Here is a 23,376-nt window from a genome sequence, read left to right as displayed (position 1 = left end):
CCGCTGTGCGTACAGTGTTCGCATCGAAGGAACGCAGTGCGCACTCGGGGAACGGTGTGCGCAGATGGGGAGGGATGGCTGATGTCGGCCGACCACGTGACCGGCGCCGAAGGGCGCAACCCGCACCGCTGGTGGATCCTGCTCGTGCTCTGCCTGAGCTCGCTCGTGCTGGTCGTCGACAGCATGGCCCTGACGGTCGCGGTGCCCTCGATGACCGCCGACCTCGGCGCCAGTGCTCAGGACACCCAGTGGATCCTCGACTCCTACGTGCTGGTCTTCGCCGGGCTGCTGCTCACGTCCGGCAGCCTCGGTGACCGGTTCGGCCGCCGAAAGATCATGATCATCGGCTTGCTGCTCTTCGGTGCGGCCTCCCTGGCGGCGACCGTCTGCACCAACCCCGGCGAGGTGATCGCGGCGCGCATCGCGATGGGCGTCGGCGGCGCGCTGATCATGCCCTCGACCCTGTCGATCCTCATCACCGTCTTCGACGAGGAGGAGCGCAACAAGGCGATGGCCGCCTGGGGCTCGGTGTCGATGCTGGGACTGGTCGGAAGCCCGGTGCTCGGCGGTGTGCTGATCAACCACTTCTCGTGGCACTCGATCTTCTTCATCAACGTTCCGGTCGTCGCGCTGGCGATCCTGGCGGGCCTGCTGCTGATGCCGGAGTCCAAGGGCCCGTGGCAGAAGCCCGACCCGCTCGGCGCGGTGCTGTCCGCGGTCGGCATGACCGCCCTGATCTGGTGGATCATCGAGATCCCGCAGCACGGCGCCTTCGGCACCCGCTCGCTGGTCACCCTGATCATCGCGGTGGTCTCGCTGATCGGCTTCGTGGTGTGGGAGAACCTCAGCTCCGCGCCGATGGTGCCGCTGGTGCTCTTCCGCAACCGCAACTTCAGCGGGGGCTCGCTGTCGCTGACCCTGGTGCAGATCGGCAACGGCGGCCTGCTGCTGGTGCTCACCCAGTACCTCCAGTTCGTGCTCGGGTACTCGCCGGTCAAGGCGGGCCTCGCGTTCCTGCCGCTGGCCCTCGCCGCGCTGATCGGCAACGGGGCCGGGGCCAAGCTCGCGGCGAAGGCCGGCAACCGCCCGCTGATCCTCGCCGGGATGCTCGTCATGGCCGCGTCGTTCGCCCTGCTGACCACCGTCTCGGCCGACACCGGCTTCGCCGTCCCGGCGACTGCGCTCGGCCTGCTCGGCCTCGGCGCGGGCCTGGCCATGCCCGCCGCGGTGGGTGCGCTGATGGCCACCATTCCGCCGGAGCAGGCGGGCGTCGGCTCGGCGCTGAACGACACCATCCAGCAGGCCGGCACCGCGCTCGGCATCGCGATCCTGGGCTCGCTGCTGTCGAGCGGCTTCGCGAGCGAGATGCCGGCCGGGATGCCGGAGCAGGCGAAGGGTTCCATCGCCGGGGCGCTGGCGGTCGCCGGTGGTGACACCGGGCTCGTCCGGACCGCTCGGGAGGCGTTCACCTCGGCGATGTCGACGACCTTCACGGTCAGCGCGATCGGTGTCCTGTCGGCGGCCCTGCTGGCCGTGCTGCTGATGCGGGACCGGAAGGCCGGGACGGCTGCCGATCCGCAGTCCGCTGAAGGGGCTGCTGCGGAGGCCGCCGAGGGGGCCGGGCTCGCGGCCTGAAGCCGGTGGCGGTGGCTCTCTGAGATCTGAAGCGCTGCACAGGAAGTCGGATGGGCCGACTTCCTGTGTGGCATTTCCGGGTTGTTGGGATCTGGGCGGGGAGGGGTGTGGGGGTTTCGGCCCGGCCCTCCGCTTCGGCGGAGGGCCGGGCCGCGGGGTAATCGGATTCGCTGTTCCTCTCCTTGGGGCCCCCTCCCCCCCACCCCCCACCCTCCGCCCACCCACCGCCTCGCCGCCCACCCACCCGCCTCGCCGCCCGCCTCCCGCACCGCGCCTCGCAGCCCGGAGCCAGGGGCTGCCTGCTTCGGCCGGCCCGCGCCCTGCCCGGGGCAGGGCGCGGGCTTCGGGCTCGCCTCGCTTCGGGCTCGCCTCGCTTCGGGCTCGCCTCGCCACGGGGGCTCCTGGCCATGGGCTCACATGGCCGGGTGCTCGCCCGTGTCGCTTCGGTGCCCGGCCGGGCGGCTGCCGAGCCTCACAGCCGCCCGCCCGCTTCCGTTCACGCCTCGGTCTTCGGTCTCTCCACACTCCTCCTCAGCCCGGCGGCAGCGGCTGCCACAGGCATCCGCAGTCCGGGTGCCCGCGCAGTCGCAGTCGCCGGGGCATCCCGTCGCGTGCCGACACCTCGCACCACCCGTCCACGCTCGGCGGCCGGCCGCCGTCCAGGTACACCTGCACCTGCAGCGCGGCCAGCCCCGCGATCGCCGTCGCCAGGGCCGTGTCGCAGGCCGGGGTGCGCGCCTGCCCGCTGCCTCCGTGCGCCAGCTGGGCCAGCACCCGCGGCCAGGCCGCGTCCTCGTCCTCCCGTCGCAGCACCAGGCAGTGCCCGCACGCCGACATCCCGGGGATCACCAGCGGCCCGATGACGCCGAACTCCTCGACCACGCCCACGTACAGGTGCGGCACGCCGGCCCGAAGCAGTAACCGGGCCTCGTACGTCCCGCCGGCGAAGGCCGCGCTGCCGTCCCGCGGTGCGAGGACCACGAAGTCGGGCGGTGGCCCGTCGGGCTTTCGCCGGGGACCGGGCAGCAGCGGCCGGGCCGAGGCCCGTTGTACCGCCTCCCGCGCGGCCGTCGAGCGCAGCCGCCCGACGTCCCCCGGTGACAGCCCCGCCGGGGAGCAGTCGCCGGGGCGTACCCGCCCGCCGTCGGCGACCGTGACCGTGCCCGCTCCGCCCGCGGCGAGCACCGCGGCCACGGCCGCGCCGACCCGGCCCGCGCCGCGGACCTCGATCCGTGCGTCGGCCCGGCGGGCCAGGATGGCGGGTGCGGCGCACGGGGCGGAGTGGACGAGGGACAGTGAGGCGAGGTCGGGCCCGAGCAGTTCCCGGTGCTGCTGGGGGAAGCGGGCCAGCGCCCTGTCGGTCGCCTCCGCGTCGTCCAGCAGCCCGATCTCCTCCAGTTCCGTCAGCAGGGTGTCGGCCGGTTCGCGGCCGAGGCCGACGCGTTCGCCGGCCTCCAGGAGCGCCGGGCGGTCACGTGTCCCGTCGACGAGCCCGAGGAAGTCGCACAGGGCCTTGTCGGCGTGGTCGAGCACCCCCGCGTACCGGGTGACGGTCCCGAACTGCAGGGTTTCTTTGTCCCGCCAGCTGCGGGACAGGGCGGGCTTCAGGACGAGGCGCACGGCGGTCTCCCTTCCGATCGTTTCCGGACGGCTGACCGCAGCTTGCCCCATCGGGCCGACCTCGTGCTGAAAGTTATCCACAGGCCCGTGCGCATGATCGCATCATCTGTTCGTAGGCCCTGTGGGTAACTGCCCATCCCCTCCGGCGTCGGTTTCCGGACACCCTCCGTCGACTTTTCGTTCGCGATCACTCCATGAAAGATTCCGGCCACGGCAGCGGACTTCTGTCCGTGGTACCGGGTAACGTCGTGTGCCATGGCAGCCGAGCGGGACTCCCATCCACCGGCGTCGCGTCGGCGTGCCCGTGCAGCATCCGGGTCACAGATGGCGACGCCGAGCACGCGCGGGCGCCCGGACCAGAACCAGCAGCCGAGGCCGGCGCCGTCGCAGCACCCGCCCGCCGGGGTCGTCTCCCCGGAGCCGCACGACCGCAGCCGGGTCGAGGTGCGGCGCAGCGCCCGTCGCAGTCGCACCGTCTCCGCCTACCGCGAGGGCGACCGCACCGTCGTGCTGATCCCGGCCCGGATGTCGCACGCCGAGGAGCAGCGCTGGGTCGCGCAGATGCTGGAGAAGCTCGCCGTCCAGGAGTCCCGGCGGATCCCCGGGGACGAGGCCCTGATGGCGCGGGCCCGCGAGCTGTCGGCGGCCTACCTGGACGACCGCGCTCACCCCAGTCAGGTCCGCTGGGTCACCAACCAAAACTCGCGCTGGGGTTCCTGCACCCCGAGCGAGGGCACGATCCGCCTCTCGCACCGGCTCCAGGGCATGCCGGAGTACGTGCTGGACTACGTGCTGCTGCACGAGCTGGCGCACCTGCTGGTGCCGGACCACGGCCCGGCGTTCTGGGCGCTGTTGGAGGCGTACCCGCGGACGGAGCGGGCCCGCGGCTACCTGGAGGGCGTGGTCTCCGCCGGCCGCCTGCCGCACATCCCCGGTGCCCGGCACGCGGACCCGGGGCCGGATCCGGCGGCCTCCTGCGGCTGAGGGCCGGGACGAGTCGGTACGAAAGGAGGGGGCGCGGGCCGTATCGGCCCGCGCCCCCTCCTGGTTGCTTCACCTCAGCCGGTCAGCCGGCGGGCCCGGGTCACCAGGTCGCGCACCGAGTGGTCGGTGAGCTCCGGCAGCCGGTCGTAGTCGAACCAGCGCAGGTCCAGCGACTCCTCGCTGATCAGCGCCTGGGCGCCGGCCGGGGCCAGCGCGATGTACTGGACGTCCAGGTGGGTGTTCTCCGGCCGGTCCTTGCCGGCGCAGCGGACCAGGTGGCGGTCCAGCTTGACCGGTACGGGGGCACCGTCCGACTCCAGCAGGACGAGGTCGGGGATGCCGGACTCCTCGACGGCCTCGCGCAGCGCGGCCGCGGCGAGGTCGCGGTCGCCGGGCTCGCAGTGCCCGCCCATCTGCAACCACATGCCGACCTTGGGGTGCAGGGTGAGCAGCACCCGCCCGGCCGCCGGGTCGACGACGGCCGCGCTCGCGGTGATGTGCGCGGGCAGGCAGGACCGGTACAGGCCCTGCGGTTGCGCGGCCAGGTGCTCCAGGTAGTCGAGCCGCAGCCGTTCCTGGTCCTCGTCGGCGGGCTGCCAGGCGGACAGGGTGCGGACGGCGTCCGCGTGCAGGGTGGACGCGGACGTCCCGGTGTCCGTCATGCGGTGGGCTCGCCCTTCCCGTCGGTGTCGGTGTCGTCGGCCTTCGGCTGCTCGGTGCCCTTGGTGAGGTCGGGCTTGCCGGCCGCGGCCTCGCCGAGCAGCTTGTCGATGGCGTCGAAGTCGAGGCCGCCCTCCAGCTCGTCCCCGGAGCCGCGGTGCACGAAGGCGTCCGGGTCGTCCAGGTCGGCGGCGGTGGGCAGCATGTCCGGGTGCTCCCAGAGGGCGTCGCGGCCCTCGACGCCGCGGGCGTCGGCGAGCAGCGCCCACAGCCGGGAGGCGTCGCGCAGGCGGCGCGGGCGCAGTTCCAGGCCGACCAGGGTGGCGAAGGTCTGCTCGGCGGGCCCGCCGGCCGCGCGGCGGCGGCGGACGGTCTCGCGCAGCGCGCCGGCCTGCGGCAGGTGCGGTTCGGCGGCGGCGTGCACGACGGCGTCGACCCAGCCCTCGACCAGGGCGAGCGCCGTCTCCAGGCGGGCGAGCGCGGCCTTCTGCTCCGGGGTGTCCTCGGGCTGGAGCAGGCCGCCGGCCAGGGCCTCCTGGAGCGCTTCGGGGTTGGTCGGGTCGAGCTGGCCGACGAGCTCCTCCATGCGGGAGGTGTCGACCTTGATGCCGCGGGCGTAGGCCTCGACGGCGCCCAGCAGGTGGGCGCGCAGCCACGGCACGTGGGCGAAGAGGCGCTGGTGGGCGGCCTCGCGCAGGGCGAGGTAGAGGCGGACCTCGTCGGCGGGCACGCTCAGGCCCTCGCCGAACTCGGCGACGTTCTGCGGCAGCAGCGCGGCCTTGCCGGCCGGGGCGAGCGGCAGGCCGACGTCGGCGGAGCCGACCACCTCGCCGGCGAGCGCGCCGAGCGCCTGGCCGATCTGGGTGCCGAACATGGCGCCGCCCATGGAGCGCATCATGCCCATCAGCGGGCCGGCCATGGCCTGCATCTCCTCGGGCAGGACGCCGCCCATGGCGTTGCCGACGCGCTCGGCGACCGGGTCGACCAGGTCCTTCCAGACCGGGAGGGTGGCCTCGATCCACTCGGCGCGGCTCCAGGCGACGGCGGTGCCGGCGCCGGAGGGGAACTCGGTGGCGCCGTCGAGCCAGAGGTCGGCCAGGCGGACGGCCTCGGCGACGGCGGAGCGCTCCGCGGCGCTGACCGAGCGGTCCTTGCTCTTGCCCTCGGCGGGCTCGGCGACCACGGTCTGGCGGGCGATGTTGGTGGCGAGGTCCCAGTTCACCGGGCCGCCCTCGAACGAGAGCATCTGTCCGAGCTGCTGGAACGCGGCGCCGAGGTCACCGGGGTTCATGCCGCCGAACATCGCGGCGAAGGGGTTGTCGCCGGCGGCGCCGCCGGGGCCACCGGGGGCGCCCGGCATGCCGAAGATCGCGCCGAAGGGGTTGCCGGCGCCGAAGCCGAAGGGCTGCGGGTCGTTTCCGGAGCCGGACTGCTCCTGGTCCTTCTTCTTCTGGGCGTCGTCGGGCTTGGCCTTGCCGTCCTCGGGCTCCTCGGGCGGAACGCCGAATCCGAAGGGAAGGTCGCTCACGGGGTCCTCGATCCGGTCGGCCGTCATACGGGTGTGGCGGAAAAGTCTGCGCCCGGGGCGGCGGCGGAGTGGGGTACTCGGGGGCGGCTCCCGCGCGGCAGGCCCGCGCCGGGTGCACCGCCGGGCCTTCGCCTCGGGCAGGATGGTCGTACGTGACACACGTCCGTACGCACATAAGCTAACCGTGGAGGATGGCCGGTGAGTTCCCCGCCTTCGGACGTTCGCTCTGGGCTGACCGGAGGAGAGGACGCGTCGGACACCACGGCGTCGCCGCCTCCAGCCTACGGCGGACGGCCGCTGATCGTGGCGGTGACCGGTGCCGCAGGCGTGCTGGGAGAGCGGGTCGCGGCGCGGCTGGTGGCCTCCCCGCACGTGCGCAGGGTCCTGGCGGTGGACGACCGGCGCGGCGACGTGCCGGGCGTGCAGTGGCGGGTGCTGGACGTGCGGGACCCGGCGGTGGCCGAGCGGCTGGCCGGGGTCGACGTGGTGGTGCACCTGGCGATGGACTTCGGCATGGAGTCCGACCCGCGGGCCCGCAGCGCCTACAACGTGCGCGGTGCGCAGACGGTGCTGACCGCGGCCGCGGCCGCCGGGGTGCACCGGGTGGTGCTCTGCACCTCGGCGATGGTCTACGGCGCGCTGGCCGACAACGAGGTGCCGCTGGCGGAGGACTCCGAGCTGCGGGCGACCGAGGAGGCCTCGCTGGTCGGGGACCTGCTGGAGATCGAGCGGCTGGCCCGCCGCGCGCCGCGCGCCCACCCGGGGCTGCAGGTGACGGTGCTGCGCCCGGCGGTGGTGGTGGGCCCGGGTGTGGACACCGTGCTGACCCGGCACTTCGAGGCGCCCCGGCTGCTGGTGGTGGCCGGTTCGCGCCCGTGCTGGCAGTTCTGCCACGTGGACGACCTGGCGGCGGCGCTGGAGTACGCGGCGCTGGGCCTGGTCGAGGGCGAGGTGACGGTCGGCTGCGACGGCTGGCTGGAGCAGGAGGACGTGGAGCGGCTGTCGGGGATCCGGCGGATGGAGCTGCCGGCCGCGCTGGCGCTGGGGACGGCGGCCCGGCTGCACCGGCTGGGGCTGACGCCGGCCCCGGCGGGGGACCTGGCCTACACGATGTACCCGTGGGTGGTGTCCGGGAGCCGGCTGCACGAGGCGGGGTGGCGGCCGGCGCACACCAACGAGCAGGTGCTGGCCGAGCTGCTGGCGCAGGTGTCGGGCAAGCACGCGGTGGCGGGGCGCCGGCTGGGTGGCAAGGAGGCCGCGACCAGCCTGGGGGCGGCGGGGGCGACGGTGGCGCTGGTCGGTACGGCGGCGCTGGTGCGCCGGGCCCGCAAGCGGCGCCGGTTCTGACCCGGTGCTCTGACGGGGCGCCGGTCAGCCGCTGGGCGCCCACAGATCGGTGCCACTTCTCACGATGCGAAATTTCGAGATCGTGATGCGGAAGACCCTTGCCTCCTCCGGGCCCGGATGAGGAATCATGGGGTCATGTCCGAGAACCACGACCCCATCCGGCTGCTCGCCGTCCGTGACACCCCGCTCTCACTGGACGAGGTGTACGAGGCGGTCGGCGACGACGCGGCCGGCGGCACCACCGTCTTCGTCGGGACGGTCCGTGACCACGACGGCGGCAAGTCGGTCGCCGCGCTGGAGTACAGCTGCCACCCGAGCGCCGAGCAGGAGATGCGCCGGATCGCCGAGAAGGTCGTCGCCGACTTCCCGGTCCGGGCGCTCGCGGCGGTCCACCGGATCGGCCGGCTGGAGATCACCGACAAGGCCGTCATCGTCGCCGTCTCCTGCGCCCACCGCGGGGAGGCCTTCGCGGCCGCCCGCCGGCTGATCGACGACCTCAAGCACGAGGTGCCGATCTGGAAGCACCAGGTCTTCGCCGACGGCGAGGAGGAGTGGGTCGGCGCCGGCGGCTGCTGAGCCGAGCCGTAGGAACACCGGGAAGGTCGGAACCGCGGGCACGGCCCGCGCGTCTGTCGGGTCAGGCGCGCCGGGGCCTCACTCGAACGGGTCCGGAGCGGCGCCCCGAATACTCCCTGGAAGTGAGCCGATCGGCCGTCCCGTAACCCGGATGGCGCCGGCTGCGTTGTCCGCCGGAGTGGTTAGTCTGCTCATAGACACGACGAGCTGGGAGTACTGATATGGGTGCGCTCGCCTGGTTGATCATTCCGGTTGTCGCCGTCCTGCTCGCCGCACTCTGGGCGGTCTGGGCCCAGCGGGCCCCACGGGCCACGGGGGATCCGGCCTCGCTCGCCGAGCACCGACGCTTCATGGCCGCGATGGAACGCACCACGGCCGGGACCTCGGCCCCCGGCGAGGGTGTCGGCCGGTAGCCCGGCGGGCATCGCGTCACCCGCGTCCCGTACTGTCGAGGCATGCCACGCCGCTCCGCGACGATGCTCGCTGCCACCCTGCTGCTCATAGCGCTGCTCTGCGTCTCGGTGCTGATGAAGGTGCCGTACACGGAGATGAGCCCGGGGCCGACGTACAACACGCTCGGCAACCAGGGCGGCAAGCCGGTGATCAGCATCGCCGGGCACGACTCGTACCCGACCAGCGGGCACCTCAACATGACGACCGTCCAGGTCACCGGGGCCAAGTACGAGCCCAGCCTGGTCAACGCGGTGGTCGGCTGGCTGCGCGGCGACGTGCTGGTGGTGCCGCACGACAACGTGTACCCGAAGGGGCAGTCGGACGCCGACGCCAAGAAGCAGAACGCCGAGGAGTTCGCCTCCTCCGAGGACAGCGCCCGCACCGCGGCGCTCAAGCAGCTGAACATCCCGGTCGGCAACGAGTTGATCGTCAAGTCGGTCACCGCGGGCGCCCCGGCGGAGGGCAGGCTGCACGCGGGCGACCAGATCGTCGCCGTCGACGGCGCGCCGGTCTCCTCGGTCGACCAGGTCGTCGCCGCCGTCACCAAGCACAAGCCGGGCGAGTCGGTGGTCTTCACCGTCGTGCCGCGGGTCAAGGACGCGGCCGGCAACGCCGCCGCGGCGCCGGGGGCCAAGACGGACGTCAGCGTCCCGACCGTACGGGCCAAGGACCTCGACCCGAAGGCCCCGGCCGAGCGGGCCGAGCTCGCGGTGATCGGCATCGGCACCGGGATCCGGCACACCTACCCGTTCCAGATCGACATCGGGCTGCAGGACGTCGGCGGCCCGAGCGCCGGCCTGATGTTCTCGCTCGGCATCATCGACAAGCTGACCCCGGGCGGCGACCTCACCGGCGGGAAGTTCGTCGCGGGCACCGGCACCATCGACGACGACGGCAAGGTCGGCCCGATCGGCGGGATATCGATGAAGCTGATCGCCGCCCGGGACGCCGGGGCCGAGTACTTCTTCACCCCGTCCTCGAACTGCGCCGAGGCCACCAAGAACACCCCGTCCGGGCTGACCCTGATCAAGACGGACACCCTGGACGGCGCGCTGAAGTCGCTGGAGCAGCTCCGCTCCGGGCAGACCCCCGCGCTGCCGTCCTGCCCCAAGTAGTCCTCGGGTAGGGCCCGGGCTCGTCCTACGCGAAGGTCGCCAGCAGGGCGTCGGTCAGGCCGGGCACCAGGTCCGGGCCGGTCAGCACCTCGCGGGCGACGTCCTTGGAGCGCAGCCGCAGGGCGATCTCCTTCTTGCCGTCGCGCAGCACCGCGGCGGTGATCCGCACCTCCTCGCGCTGGGGGTGGTTGGCCACCCAGTCGGCGAGCTGGGCGTCGGAGGCGCCGCGCGGGCGGGACTGCTCGGCGCCCGGGGGGAGCATCAGGCGCTCGACGACCAGGGCGCAGCCGGCCACCGCGTCGGGCCAGGCGATGGTGCCGAGGAACTTGTCGAGCTCCATGCCGGCCGGCAGCTCGTCCTGCTCGACGGGGGTGAGGCCGGGCTCGTCGCTGTCGGCGAGGCCGAGCTGCTTGGCGACCCGGGGGTCGGCCTTGCGCAGGGCGGCGCTGTCCACCAGGGCGAACAGGCGGGCCGGGAGGTCCCAGCCGAGGGTGGCGGCGTACTCGTCGATCTCCAGCGCGGCCCGGGTGAGCGGGGACGCGGCCGGGAGCTTGGAGACGTCGTCGGGGGAGTTGGTGAATGCAGACGCGTCGGACATGCCTCAATCCTCACACGTCGGGCGGGGCGCGCTCGCCGGGCGGCCCGGGGGAAGGCCCGGGGGAAGGCCCGGGCGGCCGGCCCGGGGGTCGACCGTCGGCGCCGGATCAAGAGCGCCCCGGAGGCGAGCGGGCGGGCAACCGTAACCGTCTGCTAACGGTGGGAACTCGGCCAAAGCCTGGTTAAGTTGCTCTGACGACCGATCGATCCCAGACGACACAGCTGAGGTGCCACCGTGGTATTCCAGATGCCGGAACGCTCAGGGCCGGGTTTCCGGCGAAGGGTGGGTCCGCCCTCGCGGCGGGCGCGGGTGGCCCTGCTGACCCTGGGCGTGCTCGCGGTGCTGTTCCTGCTGTTCGTCATGTTCGCGGGCTTCTGGACGGACTGGCTGTGGTTCAGGTCGGTCCACTACTCCTCGGTGTTCACCACCCAGCTGTGGACCAAGATCGGGCTGTTCGCGGTGTTCGGCCTGCTGATGGCGGTGATCGTCGGCTTCAACATCTGGCTGGCGCACCGGCTGCGGCCGCCGCTGTCGGCGATGTCGGTGGAGCAGCAGAGCCTGGACCGCTACCGGGCCGGCCTGGCGCCGTTCAAACGCTGGGCGCTGATCGGCGTCTCGCTGGTGATCGGGCTGGTGGCAGGCGCCGCGGCGTCGGGCCAGTGGCGGACCTGGCTGATGTGGACGAACTCCACGTCCTTCGGGGAGAAGGACGCCCAGTTCGGGATGGACGTCTCCTTCTACGCCTTCGACCTGCCGTTCTACGAGTTCGTGCTGGGCTTCGCGTTCAGCGCGGTGATCGTCTCCCTGCTGACCTCGGCGCTGGTGCACTACCTGTACGGCGGGTTGCGGCTGCAGGGCCCGGGCCGGCGGGCGAGCGCGGGCGCGCAGGGGCACCTGGCGGTGCTGCTGGGCGTGTTCGTGCTGCTGAAGGCCGTGGCGTACTGGCTGGACCGGTACGCGCTGGCGGTCAAGACCGGTTCGTACAAGGGTGTTTCGGGCTGGACGGGCCTGCGTTACGTGGACGCGAACGCGTTCCTTCCGGCCAAGACCATCCTGTTCTTCGTCGCGATCATCTGCGCGGTGCTGTTCTTCCTGACCCCGGTGCGCCGCACCTGGGCGCCGGCCCTGATCGGGCTGGGGCTGATGGTGCTGTCGGCGGTGCTGATCGGCGGCCTGTACCCGGCGATCGTGCAGCAGTTCCAGGTCAAGCCGAACGAGCAGGCCAAGGAGACGCCGTACATCCAGAAGAACATCGACGCGACGCGGCAGGCGTACGGGATCGCGGACGCGCAGCCCACTCCGTACACCCCGCAGGGCTCGACCACCGGTGACGCGCTCAAGCCGGACGCGCAGACCATCGCGGACGTGCGGCTGCTGGACCCGAACATCGTGTCGCAGACGTTCCAGTCGCTGGAGCAGCAGCGCAACTACTACGCCTTCCCGAGCACGCTGGACGTGGACCGCTACGGCAAGGGCGCGGACAAGCAGGACACCGTGATCGGCCTGCGCGAGCTCGACCTCAACGGCGTGCAGCGCAACTGGATCAACGACCACTTCAAGTACACCCACGGCTACGGTGCGGCCGTCGCCAAGGGCAACCAGGTCGACGACAAGGGCGGGCCGGTGTTCACCGAGTCCGGCCTGCCCGCCACCGGTGCGCTGGGCGACTACGAGCAGCGGATCTACTACGGCGAGAAGACGACGACGTACTCGATCGTCGGCGGCTCGAACAAGGAGATCGACTACACCGACACCAAGACCGGCCAGAACGTGGAGTACACGTACGGCGGTGCCAGTGGTGTCTCGCTGGACAACCCGCTCACCCGGGCCGCGTACGCGGTGCGCTTCGCCGAGCCGCAGATCCTGTACGCGGGGGCGATCACCGACGGCGCCAAGGTGATCTACAACCGGACGCCGAAGGAGCGGGTGGAGAAGGTCGCGCCGTGGCTGTCGATCGACGCCGACCCGTACCCGGTGGTGCAGGGCGGGCACCTGGTGTGGGTCGTGGACGGCTACACCACCTCGGACGGCTTCCCGTTCTCGTCGAAGACGACGCTGGGTGCGGCGACCAAGGACTCGTTGACCAACCAGCGCGGTGAGCTGCTGACGGTGGCCAACCAGGTCAACTACATCCGCAACTCGGTGAAGGCCACGGTGGACGCCTACACCGGCGAGGTGAAGCTCTACCAGTGGGACGAGAAGGACCCGGTCCTGAAGACCTGGATGAAGGCCTTCCCGGGCACAGTCGAGCCGAAGGCGGACATCCCGCAGTCGCTGCTGCCGCACCTGCGCTACCCGCAGGACATGTTCAAGGTGCAGCGCGACCTGCTCGGCCAGTACCACGTGACCGACGCCAACTCCTTCTTCAACGGCAGCGACATCTGGCAGGTCCCGGTGGACCCGACCAGTGACACCAAGCAGGTCCAGCCGCCGTACTACGTGACGCTGCGGATGCCGGACGCCGCCGCCGCGAGCTTCTCGCTGACCAGCACCTTCGTGCCCAACGGCCGCCCGAACCTGGCGGCGTTCCTGGCCGTCAACGCGGATCCGGGCGACGACTACGGGAAGATCCGCCTGCTGAAGATGACCGGCGAGTCCGGAGCCCCCGGCCCCGGGCTGGTGCAGTCGAAGTTCAACTCCCGCCAGGAGGTGGCCAACCAGATCTTCGCGCTGAAGAGCGGCGGGGACACCGAGCTGGAGTACGGCAACCTGCTGACCCTGCCGGTCGGCGGCGGGCTGCTCAACGTCGAGCCGGTGTACGTGCGCGGGCGCGGCGCCAAGTACCCGACGCTGTCGAAGGTCCTGGCGGTGTACGGGGACGACAACGTGGCGTTCGAGGACACCCTGGAGAAGGCGCTGACCAAGCTGTTCGCCGGGCAGGCCCCGCCGGCCACGCCGGTGGCGCCGTCCAACCCGGGCAACGGGACGGCCCCGGCCTCCCCGACGACGCCGACCAGCCCGACGGCCCCGGCGACGCCCGCGCCCACCGCTTCGGCCACGCCGGCGCCGGGCGGGACGATCTCGCCCGAGCTGCAGAAGGCGCTCTCGGACGCGGCGAAGGCGTACAGCGACAGCCAGACCGCGTTCAAGAACGGCGACTGGGTGGCGTACGGCAACGCCCAGAAGGCGCTCGGCGACGCGCTGAAGGCGGCCGACGCGGCCCGCGGCGCCGGCCCGGCCCAGGCCCCGACCGCGCCCGCGACCCCGGGCGCCACCCCCGCCCCGGGGACCGGGGGCAGCGGATCGCCGAGCCCCCAGCCGTAGCCCCAGCCGTGACCGCGGCTGCGGTCCGGCGGCCGCGGCTTCCGGCCGTGGCCGCTGAGCTGCGGCAACCGTTTTCCGATCCACCCCGCGTCCGTGCTATGGTTCAACCACCGACGCGGGGTGGAGCAGCTCGGTAGCTCGCTGGGCTCATAACCCAGAGGTCGCAGGTTCAAATCCTGTCCCCGCTACAAAGGCCTGAGGCCCGGAGGATCCTTCCTCCGGGCCTCAGGTGTTTCCCGGGGAGAGTTTCCGCCCATAAGCGGTGGGAACCGCTCCGGTACTATCGACCGTCGCCAAGGAGGACGGCAGCGGGGTTTGTGAGGTTGACGTGTCGGGAAATCGACAAAGCGCCGAAGCAATGTCGTCGGCTTCGGGTCAGCCCCGCCCGAATTCGGCCGGGGCAGGTGTACGCGGGTAGCGGGTGATGCGACGATGGGACACATGGGGGACGGTGCACGGCCGCTGATCGGCCGTCGGGTCCGGCGCCTCTCCTGGGAGTCCCCCCGGCCGCACGCCGGGGCACGATGCCGCGACACTCTGGGGGAGCGGGAGTCGGCATGAGGCTGATCGGCAAGTCAGGAGGCAAGCCCTCGGCGGCCGTCGAGGCGGACACCGACGCGTGGGCGGAGAGCGCCGAGAGCCCCGAGAACCGTCCCGGAACCCTGCCCGCCCAGCGCACCAGCGGACTGTCCGAGCGCCCCGCACCGGGCTGCGGCCCCGACAGCCTGGTCCACGTGTCCACCCGTCAGTTCGCCGCCGCCGTCGGCGCGTACGGCGAGCCGGCCGGCGGGGAGAGCGCGCCCGGCGCCGCACTCGACCCGGCGGGCCTGGACCCGACCAGCTTCGAGACCGCGCTCGCCGCCCGGGAGTCCGCCGCCCTGGAGGCCCGGCACCGGCAGGCCGCCGACGGCGGGGACGCGGACGCCGCCGGCCGGCTGGGCACCCTGCTGCTGCGCCGCGGCGACCTGGAGGACGCCGAACCGTACCTGCGCGCCGCCGCGGCCGCCGGGGTGCGCGCCGCCGCCAACAACCTCGGGGTGCTGCTGCACCAGCAGGGCCACCGGGGCGAGGCCGCCCAGTGGTGGCGCCAGGCCGCCGTCGCGGGCAGCGCGCCGGCCGCGCACGCGCTCGGGCTGCAGCTGCGCGACCAGGGCGAGGAGGAGGCCGCCGAGTACTGGCTGCACTTCGCCGCCGACCACGGGCACCCGCTGGGCGCCTACGCACTGGGCGACCTGATGGAGCACCGGCGGGACGTCCGGGCCGAACGCTGGTTCAAGGTCTCCGCCGACGCCGGGCACCGCGAGGCCGCCTACCGGCTGGCCCGGATGCGCGAGGCCGCCGGGGACAAGGACACCGCCGAGGCCTGGTACCGCACCGCCGCCGCCCGCAGCCACGCCCGCGCCGCCCTGCGCCTGGGCGTGCTGCTGGAGGAGCGCTCCCGCACCGACCAGCCGCTGCTGGAGGAGGCGGCCCGCTGGTACCGGCAGGCCGCGCAGAACGGCGAGCCGCGCGCGGCCTGCGCGCTGGGCTTCCTGCTGCGCGACTCCGGGGACACGGCCGCCGCCGCCGACTGGTGGCAGGAGGCCGCCGAGGCCGGCGACGGCAACGCGGCCAACGCGCTCGGCGCCCTGCACGCGAGCCGCGGCGAGGTCAAGGAGGCCGAGCACTGGTACCGCGCGGCACTGGACGCGGGCGACCAGAACGGCGCCTTCAACCTGGGCCTGCTCTGCGCCGGCGAGGGCCGCGAGCAGCAGGCCGAGCAGTGGTACCGCCGGGCCGCGTACGCCGGGCACCGGGAGGCCTGCAACGCGCTGGCCGTGGTGCTGCTGCAGCGCGGTGACGAGTCCGGCGCCGAGCCGTGGTTCTCCAAGGCGGCCGAGGCCGGCAGCGTGGACGGCGCCTTCAACCTCGGCGTGCTGCACGCCGGGCGCGGTGAGCAGCAGCAGGCCCAGGAGTGGTACGCGCGGGCTGCTGCCGAGGGGCACGGCGAGGCGGCGCTGCAGCTCGCCGTCGCCCAGGAGCAGCGCGGCAACCTGTCCGGGGCACTGGAGCGCTACCGCCAGGCGGCGGCCGGCGGTTCGGCGGAGGGGGCGTTCCGGCTGGCCTCGCTGCTGGACCGGCGCGGGGACGCGGACGAGGAGGCCGAGCACTGGTACGCGCTGGCCGCCGACGCCGGGCACCGGCGGGCCCAGGTGCGGATGGGCGTACGGGCGGCCGAGCGCGGGGCGCTGGAGATCGCCGAGAGCTGGTACCGGCGGGCGGCCGAGGCCGGCAGCCGCAGCGCGGCGTTCAACCTGGGGCTGCTGCTGGCCCGGCAGGACAGCGAGGCCGAGGCGATGCTCTGGTACACCCGGGCCGCCGACGCCGGGCACGGGCGGGCCGCACTGCGTCTGGCGCTGCTGGCGCTGCGCCGGGGTGAACCGGTGCAGGCGGAGAACTGGTGCCGGCGGGCGATCGACTACGGGCCGGCCGAGGTCGCGGAGCGGGCCGGGCGGCTGCTGGGCGCGCTGCACGCCGAACTGAGCGCGTAGCCCGGCCTGTGCCGGAACTACCCCGCTATGGGCGGCAGTTCGGGCACAGGCCGCGGTAGGTGACCTCGGCGGCGGTGACGGCGAAGCCGAAGCGCTCGGTGGCCGGCAGGGCGGCGAGCGGGTCGCCGTGCGGGTGGACGTCGCGGATCGCGCCGCAGCCCGAGCAGACCAGGTGCTGGTGGGCGCGGTGCGCGTTGGGGTCGTAGCGCCGTGCGCGGCCGTCGGTGGCGACCTCCAGGACCTCACCGAGGGCGACGAGTTCGCCGAGCGTGTTGTAGACGGTGGCGCGGCTGATCTCGGGCAGCCGGGCCACCGCGCGGGCGTGCACCTCGTCGGCGGTCAGGTGCACGTGGTCGCCGTCCAGGACCTCGGCCACGACCCGGCGCTGCGAGGTCAGCCGCCAGCCGCGTCCGCGCAGTCTCTCCAGCAGGTCGCTCATGGGATTCAGGGTAATCCAGGTCTCGGATTGGTTCCAGTGTTGACTTGGACAAAGTCCAAGTTAGGATCGTGTCATTACGACCGGACCCCCGTGGAGGCACCCGAATGACCACCCAGGACGAGCTGCGCCCGATCCTCACCACGGAGGCGGGTGCCCCCGTCGCCGACAACCAGAACACCGAGACCGCGGGCATCGGCGGCCCGGCGCTGATCCAGGACCAGCTGCTGTTCGAGAAGCTCGCGCACTTCAACCGCGAGCGGATCCCGGAGCGCGTGGTGCACGCCCGCGGCGCCGGGGCGTACGGCACCTTCACGGTCACCGCGGACGTCACGCCCTGGACCCGGGCGGCCTTCCTGTCCGAGATCGGCAAGCAGACCGAGGTCTTCCTGCGCTTCTCCACCGTCGCGGGCAACCTCGGCGCGGCCGACGCGGTGCGCGACCCGCGCGGTTTCGCGCTGAAGTTCTACACCGAGGAGGGCAACTACGACCTCGTCGGCAACAACACCCCGGTGTTCTTCATCAAGGACGCCATCAAGTTCCCCGACTTCATCCACACCCAGAAGCGCGACCCGTACACCGGCTCGCAGGAGGCCGACAACGTCTGGGACTTCTGGGGCCTGTCGCCCGAAGCCACCCACCAGGTCACCTGGCTGTTCGGCGACCGCGGCATCCCCGCCTCGTACCGGCACCTGAACGGCTACGGCTCGCACACCTTCCAGTGGCAGAACGAGGCCGGCGAGCACTTCTGGGTCAAGTACCACTTCAAGACCGACCAGGGCATCCGCAACCTCACCCAGGCCGAGGCCAACGCCCTCGCCGGCGAGGACCCGGACAGCCACCAGCGGGACCTGCGCGAGGCGATCGAGCGCGGCGAGTTCCCCAGCTGGACGGTGCAGGTGCAGATCATGCCGGCGGCCGACGCGGCGACCTACCGCTTCAACCCCTTCGACCTGACCAAGGTCTGGCCGCACGCCGACTACCCGCCGATCGAGATCGGCCGCCTGGAGCTCAACCGCAACCCCGACAACGTCTTCGCCGAGGTCGAGCAGTCGGTCTTCTCCCCGGCCCACTTCGTGCCCGGCATCGGCCCGTCCCCGGACAAGATGCTGCAGGGCCGGCTGTTCGCCTACGCCGACGCCCACCGCTACCGGGTCGGCATCAACGCCGACCACCTGCCGGTGAACCGCCCGCACGCCACCGAGGCCCGCACCAACGGCCGCGACGGCCACCTCTACGACGGGCGGCACGGGCGGCAGAAGAACTACGAGCCGAACAGCTTCGGCGGCCCCGTGCAGACCGGCCGCCCGCTGTGGGCCGCCACCGCCGTCGACGGCAGCACCGGCAACCACGCCGCGCCCTCGCACGCCGAGGACGACGACTTCGTGCAGGCGGGCACCCTGTACCGGCTGTTCTCGGAGGACGAGAAGCAGCGGCTGATCGCCAACCTGGCCGGCTTCATCGCCAAGGTCTCGGCCGACCGCGAGGACATCGTGGAGCGGGCGATCGACAACTTCCGCAAGGCCGACGCCGACTACGGGCAGCGGCTGGACGCGGCGGTCCGGGAGCTGCGCAAGCAGTAGCCGCAGCCGGGCCGAGAAAGCAGCAGGCCCTGTGACCAGCTCCCACTGGTCACAGGGCCTGCACTGTTATTCGCCCGCACTGTTACTCGCCCGCTCGCCTCCGGGGCGCTCGGACCCGGCGCCGACGGTCGGCGCTCCGGCGCTCGTGCCTCGCTTGTCGCTTCTCCCTTTCGGCACCGGCGCGCCCCTTCGGCTCGGGGCGGGGACTCGCCCGCTCGGGGCGGGGACTCGCCCGCTCGGGGCGGGGACTCGCCCGCGCGGGGCGGGGCTCAGACCGAGAGGCGGCGCAGCGCCTCCTCGTGCAGCAGGCCGTTGGAGGCGACGGCGTCGGCGCCGCCGGGGCCGGGGACGCCGTCCAGGCCGGTGAAGCGGCCGCCGGCCTCCTCGACGATGACGCAGTTGGCGGCCATGTCCCACAGCGACAGCTCGGGCTCGGCGGCGATGTCGACGGCGCCCTCGGCGACCATCATGTAGGACCAGAAGTCGCCGTAGGCGCGGGTGCGCCAGCAGGCGCGGGTGAGGTCCAGGAACGGGTCGAGGCGGCCGCGCTCCTCCCAGCCGCTGAGCGAGGAGTACGAGAAGGAGGCGTCCTCGATCCGGGAGACGCCGGAGACGTGGATCCGGGAAGCCTTGGCCAGGCTGCGGCCGGCGAAGGCGCCCAGGTCCTTGGCCGCCCACCAGCGTCGCTGCAGGGCGGGGGCGGAGACGATGCCGACCACCGGGCGCTCCATGCCGTCCGGGCCGTCCTCCAGCAGGGCGATCAGGGTGGCCCAGACCGGGACGCCGCGGATGTAGTTCTTGGTGCCGTCGATCGGGTCGATCACCCAGCGGCGCGGGCCGGAGCCCTGCAGGCCGAACTCCTCGCCCAGGACGGCGTCGCGCGGGCGGGCGCGCTGGAGCACGCTGCGCACGAGCTCCTCGGCGGCCTTGTCGGCGTCGCTCACCGGGGTGAGGTCCGGCTTGGTCTCGATCTTGAGGTCGAGGGCGCGGAAGCGCTCCAGGGTGACCGAGTCGGCCGAGTCGGCGAGGACGTGGGCGAGTCGGAGATCGTCGTGGTAGTCGGCCATGTCCGAAACCCTAGCGAGCCCACCCGGATCGGGACAGCCGGGCTCGCGGAGCGGGACGGGGGCTGAGGGCGCGTGGGCCCCGCCGCGAGCCACCCCGAGGGCGAGTGGGCGAGAACGCCGCCCCGAGCCGAAGGGGCGCGCCGGTGCCGAAAGGGAGAGCGCGAGGGAGCGACGCAGGAGCGAGGGAGCGCCGGCCGTCGGCGCCGGGTCGGAGCGTCCCGGAGGCGAGCGGGCGAGATTTCAGTGCGCCGTGCCGCTGAGCTGGAGGCCGATGACGCCGGCGATCACCAGGGAGATCGAGACCAGCTTGAGCACCGAGGTGGTCTCGTCCAGGAAGACCATGCCGTAGATGGCGGTGCCGGCCGCGCCGATGCCGGTCCACACCGCGTAGGCGGGACCGACCGGCAGGCTCCTCAGGGAGAGGGTGAGCAGACCGAAGCTGCCGAGGGCGAACACGCAGAAGCTGACGGTGGGCCAGAGCTTGGTGAAGCCCTCGCTGAGCTTGAGGTTGATCGCGAAGCCGGTCTCCAGCAGGCCGGCCAGGACCACCAGGGCCCATGCCATCGCGTGCCCTCTCTGTCGATCGACGGGTCGGGCCGCGCTGTGGCCCGACTTTCCTATGATCGCCAGGCGGACGCGGTCCGACACCTCGAACGGGCCGCGGACCCGGGGGAGCGGTGCGGCGGGGCTGGCTCAGTCGCCCTCGCGGGCCTCCTTGCTGGCCAGCAGGCGGCGCAGCGAGTAGAGCCGGGCGGCCTCGGCGTGGCCGTCGGCGACCCAGGCGTCCAGCGCGCAGTCCGGCTCGTCGTGGCTGCAGGCGCGCGGGCAGTCGGCGGTGCCGGGCTCCAGGTCGGGGAAGGCGTGGATGACCCGGGACGGGTCGATGTGCGAGAGGCCGAAGGAGCGGAAGCCCGGGGTGTCGATGACCCAGCCGGGGTTCAGCGCCTTCTTGGAGCCCGGCTTGGCGCCGGGCGGCGGGGGCAGGCGCAGCGCGAGCGCGGAGACGGTGGTGTGCCGGCCGCGGCCGGTGACCGCGTTGACGTGGCCGGTCTGCCGCTGGCGGTCCGGGACGAGGGCGTTGACCAGGGTGGTCTTGCCGACGCCGGAGTGGCCGATGAACACCGTCGAGAGCCCGCGCAGGTGCTCGCGGACGGCCTCGGCGCCGGTGGTCTCCAGCTCGTCGCGGCGGGTGACCACGTAGTCGATGCCCAGCGGCGCGTACGACTCCAGCAGGGAGGCGGCCGGTGCGAGGTCGGACTTGGTGAGCACCAGCAGCGGCTCCATGCCCGCGTCGTAGGCGGCCACCAGGCAACGGTCGATCAGGCGGGGGCGTGGCTCCGGGTCGGCGAGGGCGGTGACGATGGCCAGCTGCTGGGCGTTGGCGACGACGATCCGCTCGTACGGGTCGTCGTCGTCCGCGGTGCGCCGCAGCACCGAGCCGCGCTCCTCGACCCGGACGATCCGGGCGAGGGTGTCGGTGTCCCCGGAGAGGTCGCCGACGATGTTGACGACGTCGCCGACGACGACGCCCTTGCGGCCCAGCTCGCGGGCCTTCATGGCGACGACCTGGCGCTCCTGCTTGGTGCCCGGGTCGACCAGGCAGGTGAGCCGGCCGCGGTCGATGGTGAGCACCATCGCCTCGGCGGCGTCCTCGTGTTTGGGCCTGATCCGGGTCCGCGGCCGGGAGCCCCGGCGGGCGGGGCGGTTGCGGATGTCGTCCTCGTCGGCGTCCTTGCCGTAGCGGCGCATGGCTTCAGTCTCCGCTCAGGCGTCCGCCGCCGCTTCGCCGAGCAGTTCGGCCCACATCCCGGGGAAGTCGGGCAGGGTCTTGGCGGTGGTGGCGACGTTCTCCACCTCGACGCCGGGTACGGCGAGGCCGAGCACGGCGGCGGCGGTGGCCAGGCGGTGGTCCTCGTAGGTGTGGAAGACGCCCCCGTGCAGCGGGCGCGGGCGGATCCGCAGGCCGTCCTCGGTCTCGGTGACGTCGCCGCCCAGGTCGTTGATCTCCTTGGCGAGCGCGGCGAGCCGGTCGGTCTCGTGCAGGCGCAGGTGGGCGATGCCGTACAGGTGGGACTCGGAGTCGGCGAGCGCGGCGACGGCGGCGATCACCGGGGTGAGCTCGCCGACGTCGTGCAGGTCGGCCTCGATGCCGTGGATCCGGCCGGTGCCGGTGAACTGCAGGCCCTCGTCGGTGAACTCGTAGGCGCCGCCCATCCGGGTGTAGATCTCGCGCAGCTGGTCGCCGGGCTGGGTGGTGTGCTTGGGCCAGTCGCGGACGGTGACCCGGCCGCCGGTGACCAGGGCAGCGGCGAAGAACGGCGCGGCGTTGGACAGGTCCGGCTCGACCACCAGGTCGCGGCCGATCAGGGCGCCGGGGGTGACCCGCCAGACGTCCTTCTCGCCGCCGTCCTCGGGGGCGTCGACCTGGGCCCCGGCCAGGCGCAGCATCTCGACGGTCATCCGGATGTGCGGCAGCGACGGCACCGGGCCGCCCACGTGCCGGACCTCGATGCCGTGGTTGTAGCGGGCGCCGGAGAGCAGCAGCGCGGAGACGAACTGGGACGAGGAGGAGGCGTCCAGCTCGACCGGGCCGCCGTCGAGGGACCCGGTGCCGTGGACGGTGAGCGGGAAGGCGCCGCGGCCGCCGTCGTCGATGCGGGCGCCGAGCGCGCGCAGGGCGTTGATCACGCCGTGCTGGGGGCGCTCGTAGCAGCGCGGGTCGCCGTCGAAGTGGACCGGGCCGTCGGCGAGGACGGCGAGCGGGGGCAGGAAGCGCATGACCGTGCCGGCGTTGCCGACGTCGACCGAGGCGGGGCCGCGCAGCGCGGGGGCGGGGATGACCCGCCAGGCCTCGCCGCCGCCGGTGCCGCCGGCGTCGTTGTTGACCTTCTCCTCGATGGTGACCCCGAGGGCGCGCAGGCCGTCGGCCATCAGCTGGGAGTCGCGGCTGCGCAGGGGGCGGCGCACCCAGCCGGGCTTCTCGGCCAGTGCCGCCAGCAGCAGGGCCCGGTTGGTGACCGACTTGGAGCCGGGGATGGTGACGGTGGCGTCGACGGGGCTGGTCGCGACGGGGGCGGGCCACAGGGTCTCGGTCATGTGGCAAGTCTAGGGGCCGTACCGGAACGGTTCCCGCGCCGGTTGGGCGGCGGGCCCGGGGCGGTTCGGTGCGGGGGTCGTGGACGGTTCGGCGCGGTTCGGTGCAGGGGCTGGAGTCAGTGCAGGGGCTGGAGGAGCCAGTCGGCGCCGAGGGCGAGGCAGCCGAGGGCGACGAGCAGGAAGACGGTGACCCAGGCGAGGGCGGGGACGTGGGTGAGCCGGGCGAGCTGGTCGGCGTCGGAGTCGCGGGCCCAGCCGATCCGGCGCTGGTGCTGCAGTTCCAGGACGGGCCGTACGGCGCCGAACAGCAGGAACCAGCAGCCGAGGTAGGCGAAGCCGGCCTGGACCTGGGCGCTGCCGAACCAGGAGACCAGGAAGAAGGCGCCGCCGGCGACCAGGACGACGAACAGGCCGAAGGCGTTGCGGATGCGCAGGAGCAGGGCGAGCAGCAGGACGATCGCCAGCCACAGCAGCAGGGTGATCCGGTCGGCGGCGAGCAGGGCGGCGCAGCCGAGGCCGAGCAGGGCGGGGGCGGTGTAGCCGGCGGCGGCGGTGAGGATCATGCCGGGGCCGGTGGGGCGGCCGTAGGAGAGGGTGAGGCCGGAGGTGTCGGAGTGCAGCCGGATGCCGGCGAGCTTGCGGCGGGTGGCCAGGGCGACCAGGCCGTGGCCGCCCTCGTGGGCGATGGTCACGGCGTTGCGGGCGACGTGCCACAGCGGGCGGGCGAGGACGGTGAGCAGGGCGGCGGCGCCGGTGGCCAGCACCAGCCAGCCGGGCGGGGCGGTCTGGGTGCCGGTGACCTGGTCCCACAGGGCGCTCAGGGTCTGATCGTCGGTGCTCATGCGGTCGTCCCCGCCTCCGTTCACTGCGTTGGGCCGTTCGG

General features: G+C 73.2%; 19 protein-coding genes and 1 tRNA gene. 10 read left to right on the top strand and 10 right to left on the bottom strand.

Annotated elements, in window-relative coordinates; translation table 11 throughout:
- Positions 1-81: 81 nt before the first annotated feature.
- Positions 82-1,635 (top strand): MFS transporter, encoded by a 1,554-nt coding sequence (locus CRP52_RS11680; protein WP_097236333.1) that lies wholly within the window; start codon positions 82-84, stop codon positions 1,633-1,635.
- A 531-nt stretch (positions 1,636-2,166) separates the two neighbouring features.
- Here CRP52_RS11680 and CRP52_RS11675 read toward each other — a convergent pair.
- The gene (locus CRP52_RS11675) at positions 2,167-3,255 is read right to left on the bottom strand and encodes a ThiF family adenylyltransferase (RefSeq protein WP_179852763.1); all 1,089 of its coding nucleotides are present in this window, start codon (positions 3,253-3,255) and stop codon (positions 2,167-2,169) included.
- A 324-nt stretch (positions 3,256-3,579) separates the two neighbouring features.
- On the opposite strand from CRP52_RS11675, the gene CRP52_RS11670 reads away from it, so the two are divergent.
- Positions 3,580-4,239, top strand: coding sequence for a M48 metallopeptidase family protein (locus CRP52_RS11670; RefSeq protein WP_097236331.1), 660 nt, complete (start codon positions 3,580-3,582; stop codon positions 4,237-4,239).
- A 74-nt stretch (positions 4,240-4,313) separates the two neighbouring features.
- On the opposite strand, the gene CRP52_RS11665 is transcribed toward CRP52_RS11670, so the two are convergent.
- Both CRP52_RS11665 and CRP52_RS11660 read right to left on the bottom strand, forming a co-directional pair.
- Positions 4,314-4,901, bottom strand: coding sequence for an NUDIX hydrolase (locus tag CRP52_RS11665; protein ID WP_097236330.1), 588 nt, complete (start codon positions 4,899-4,901; stop codon positions 4,314-4,316).
- Positions 4,898-6,427 carry a zinc-dependent metalloprotease gene (locus CRP52_RS11660; protein WP_097240021.1) on the bottom strand — a complete coding sequence of 510 codons (1,530 nt, stop codon included), beginning with the start codon at positions 6,425-6,427 and terminating at the stop codon, positions 4,898-4,900. The genes CRP52_RS11665 and CRP52_RS11660 overlap by 4 nt, the downstream gene beginning before the upstream one ends.
- 198 nt (positions 6,428-6,625) lie before the next feature.
- On the opposite strand from CRP52_RS11660, the gene CRP52_RS11655 reads away from it, so the two are divergent.
- From CRP52_RS11655 to CRP52_RS11640, 4 genes are all read left to right on the top strand, one after another.
- Positions 6,626-7,774, top strand: a complete 1,149-nt coding sequence (locus tag CRP52_RS11655; protein WP_373560480.1) for an NAD-dependent epimerase/dehydratase family protein — start codon at positions 6,626-6,628, stop codon at positions 7,772-7,774.
- A 135-nt stretch (positions 7,775-7,909) separates the two neighbouring features.
- Positions 7,910-8,350 carry a molybdenum cofactor biosynthesis protein MoaE gene (locus CRP52_RS11650; RefSeq protein ID WP_234434744.1) on the top strand — a complete coding sequence of 147 codons (441 nt, stop codon included), beginning with the start codon at positions 7,910-7,912 and terminating at the stop codon, positions 8,348-8,350.
- 239 nt (positions 8,351-8,589) lie between these two features.
- The gene (locus tag CRP52_RS11645; RefSeq protein WP_306458854.1) at positions 8,590-8,763 is read left to right on the top strand and encodes a hypothetical protein; all 174 of its coding nucleotides are present in this window, start codon (positions 8,590-8,592) and stop codon (positions 8,761-8,763) included.
- Between the two features lie 42 nt (positions 8,764-8,805).
- Complete coding sequence (locus tag CRP52_RS11640; protein WP_097236328.1) at positions 8,806-9,918, top strand: YlbL family protein; 1,113 nt, start codon at positions 8,806-8,808, stop codon at positions 9,916-9,918.
- Positions 9,919-9,943: 25 nt separating this feature from the next.
- On the opposite strand, the gene CRP52_RS11635 is transcribed toward CRP52_RS11640, so the two are convergent.
- Positions 9,944-10,516 carry a PPA1309 family protein gene (locus CRP52_RS11635; protein WP_097236327.1) on the bottom strand — a complete coding sequence of 191 codons (573 nt, stop codon included), beginning with the start codon at positions 10,514-10,516 and terminating at the stop codon, positions 9,944-9,946.
- A gap of 246 nt (positions 10,517-10,762) precedes the next feature.
- Between CRP52_RS11635 and CRP52_RS11630 the strand changes: the two genes are divergently transcribed.
- The 3 genes from CRP52_RS11630 to CRP52_RS11620 all read left to right on the top strand — a co-directional run bounded on the left by CRP52_RS11630 (position 10,763) and on the right by CRP52_RS11620 (position 16,311).
- Positions 10,763-13,780 carry a UPF0182 family membrane protein gene (locus CRP52_RS11630; protein WP_097236326.1) on the top strand — a complete coding sequence of 1,006 codons (3,018 nt, stop codon included), beginning with the start codon at positions 10,763-10,765 and terminating at the stop codon, positions 13,778-13,780.
- 114 nt (positions 13,781-13,894) lie between these two features.
- Positions 13,895-13,968, top strand: a tRNA-Met gene (locus CRP52_RS11625).
- A 369-nt stretch (positions 13,969-14,337) separates the two neighbouring features.
- Positions 14,338-16,311, top strand: coding sequence for an SEL1-like repeat protein (locus CRP52_RS11620; protein ID WP_257032427.1), 1,974 nt, complete (start codon positions 14,338-14,340; stop codon positions 16,309-16,311).
- Positions 16,312-16,336: 25 nt separating this feature from the next.
- Here CRP52_RS11620 and CRP52_RS11615 read toward each other — a convergent pair whose 3' ends face one another.
- On the bottom strand, positions 16,337-16,750 hold the full coding sequence (locus CRP52_RS11615; protein ID WP_097236325.1) for a Fur family transcriptional regulator: 414 nt from the start codon (positions 16,748-16,750) through the stop codon (positions 16,337-16,339).
- A gap of 104 nt (positions 16,751-16,854) precedes the next feature.
- Here CRP52_RS11615 and CRP52_RS11610 point away from each other — a divergent pair, with 104 nt between their 5' ends.
- A complete protein-coding gene (locus CRP52_RS11610; protein WP_097236324.1) occupies positions 16,855-18,330 on the top strand; it encodes a catalase in 1,476 nt (491 codons plus the stop codon).
- A gap of 269 nt (positions 18,331-18,599) precedes the next feature.
- Here CRP52_RS11610 and hisN read toward each other — a convergent pair whose 3' ends face one another.
- The 5 genes from hisN to CRP52_RS11585 all read right to left on the bottom strand — a co-directional run bounded on the left by hisN (position 18,600) and on the right by CRP52_RS11585 (position 23,335).
- Positions 18,600-19,397 carry a histidinol-phosphatase gene (gene hisN, locus CRP52_RS11605; protein WP_097236323.1) on the bottom strand — a complete coding sequence of 266 codons (798 nt, stop codon included), beginning with the start codon at positions 19,395-19,397 and terminating at the stop codon, positions 18,600-18,602.
- A 240-nt stretch (positions 19,398-19,637) separates the two neighbouring features.
- Positions 19,638-19,961, bottom strand: coding sequence for a DMT family transporter (locus tag CRP52_RS11600; RefSeq protein ID WP_097236322.1), 324 nt, complete (start codon positions 19,959-19,961; stop codon positions 19,638-19,640).
- A 129-nt stretch (positions 19,962-20,090) separates the two neighbouring features.
- Positions 20,091-21,146, bottom strand: a complete 1,056-nt coding sequence (gene rsgA, locus CRP52_RS11595) for a ribosome small subunit-dependent GTPase A (protein ID WP_097236321.1) — start codon at positions 21,144-21,146, stop codon at positions 20,091-20,093.
- A 15-nt stretch (positions 21,147-21,161) separates the two neighbouring features.
- Positions 21,162-22,493 carry a 3-phosphoshikimate 1-carboxyvinyltransferase gene (gene aroA / locus CRP52_RS11590; RefSeq protein ID WP_097236320.1) on the bottom strand — a complete coding sequence of 444 codons (1,332 nt, stop codon included), beginning with the start codon at positions 22,491-22,493 and terminating at the stop codon, positions 21,162-21,164.
- Between the two features lie 116 nt (positions 22,494-22,609).
- Positions 22,610-23,335: a M50 family metallopeptidase gene (locus tag CRP52_RS11585; protein ID WP_097236319.1), complete on the bottom strand. Its 726-nt coding sequence runs from the start codon at positions 23,333-23,335 to the stop codon at positions 22,610-22,612.
- Positions 23,336-23,376 lie beyond the last annotated feature (41 nt).

It is taken from the genome of Streptomyces sp. 1331.2 (assembly GCF_900199205.1).
GTDB lineage: Bacteria > Actinomycetota > Actinomycetes > Streptomycetales > Streptomycetaceae > Kitasatospora.
Note: the sequence above shows the minus strand (reverse complement) of the source record. Positions and strands in the feature narration are given on the sequence as shown.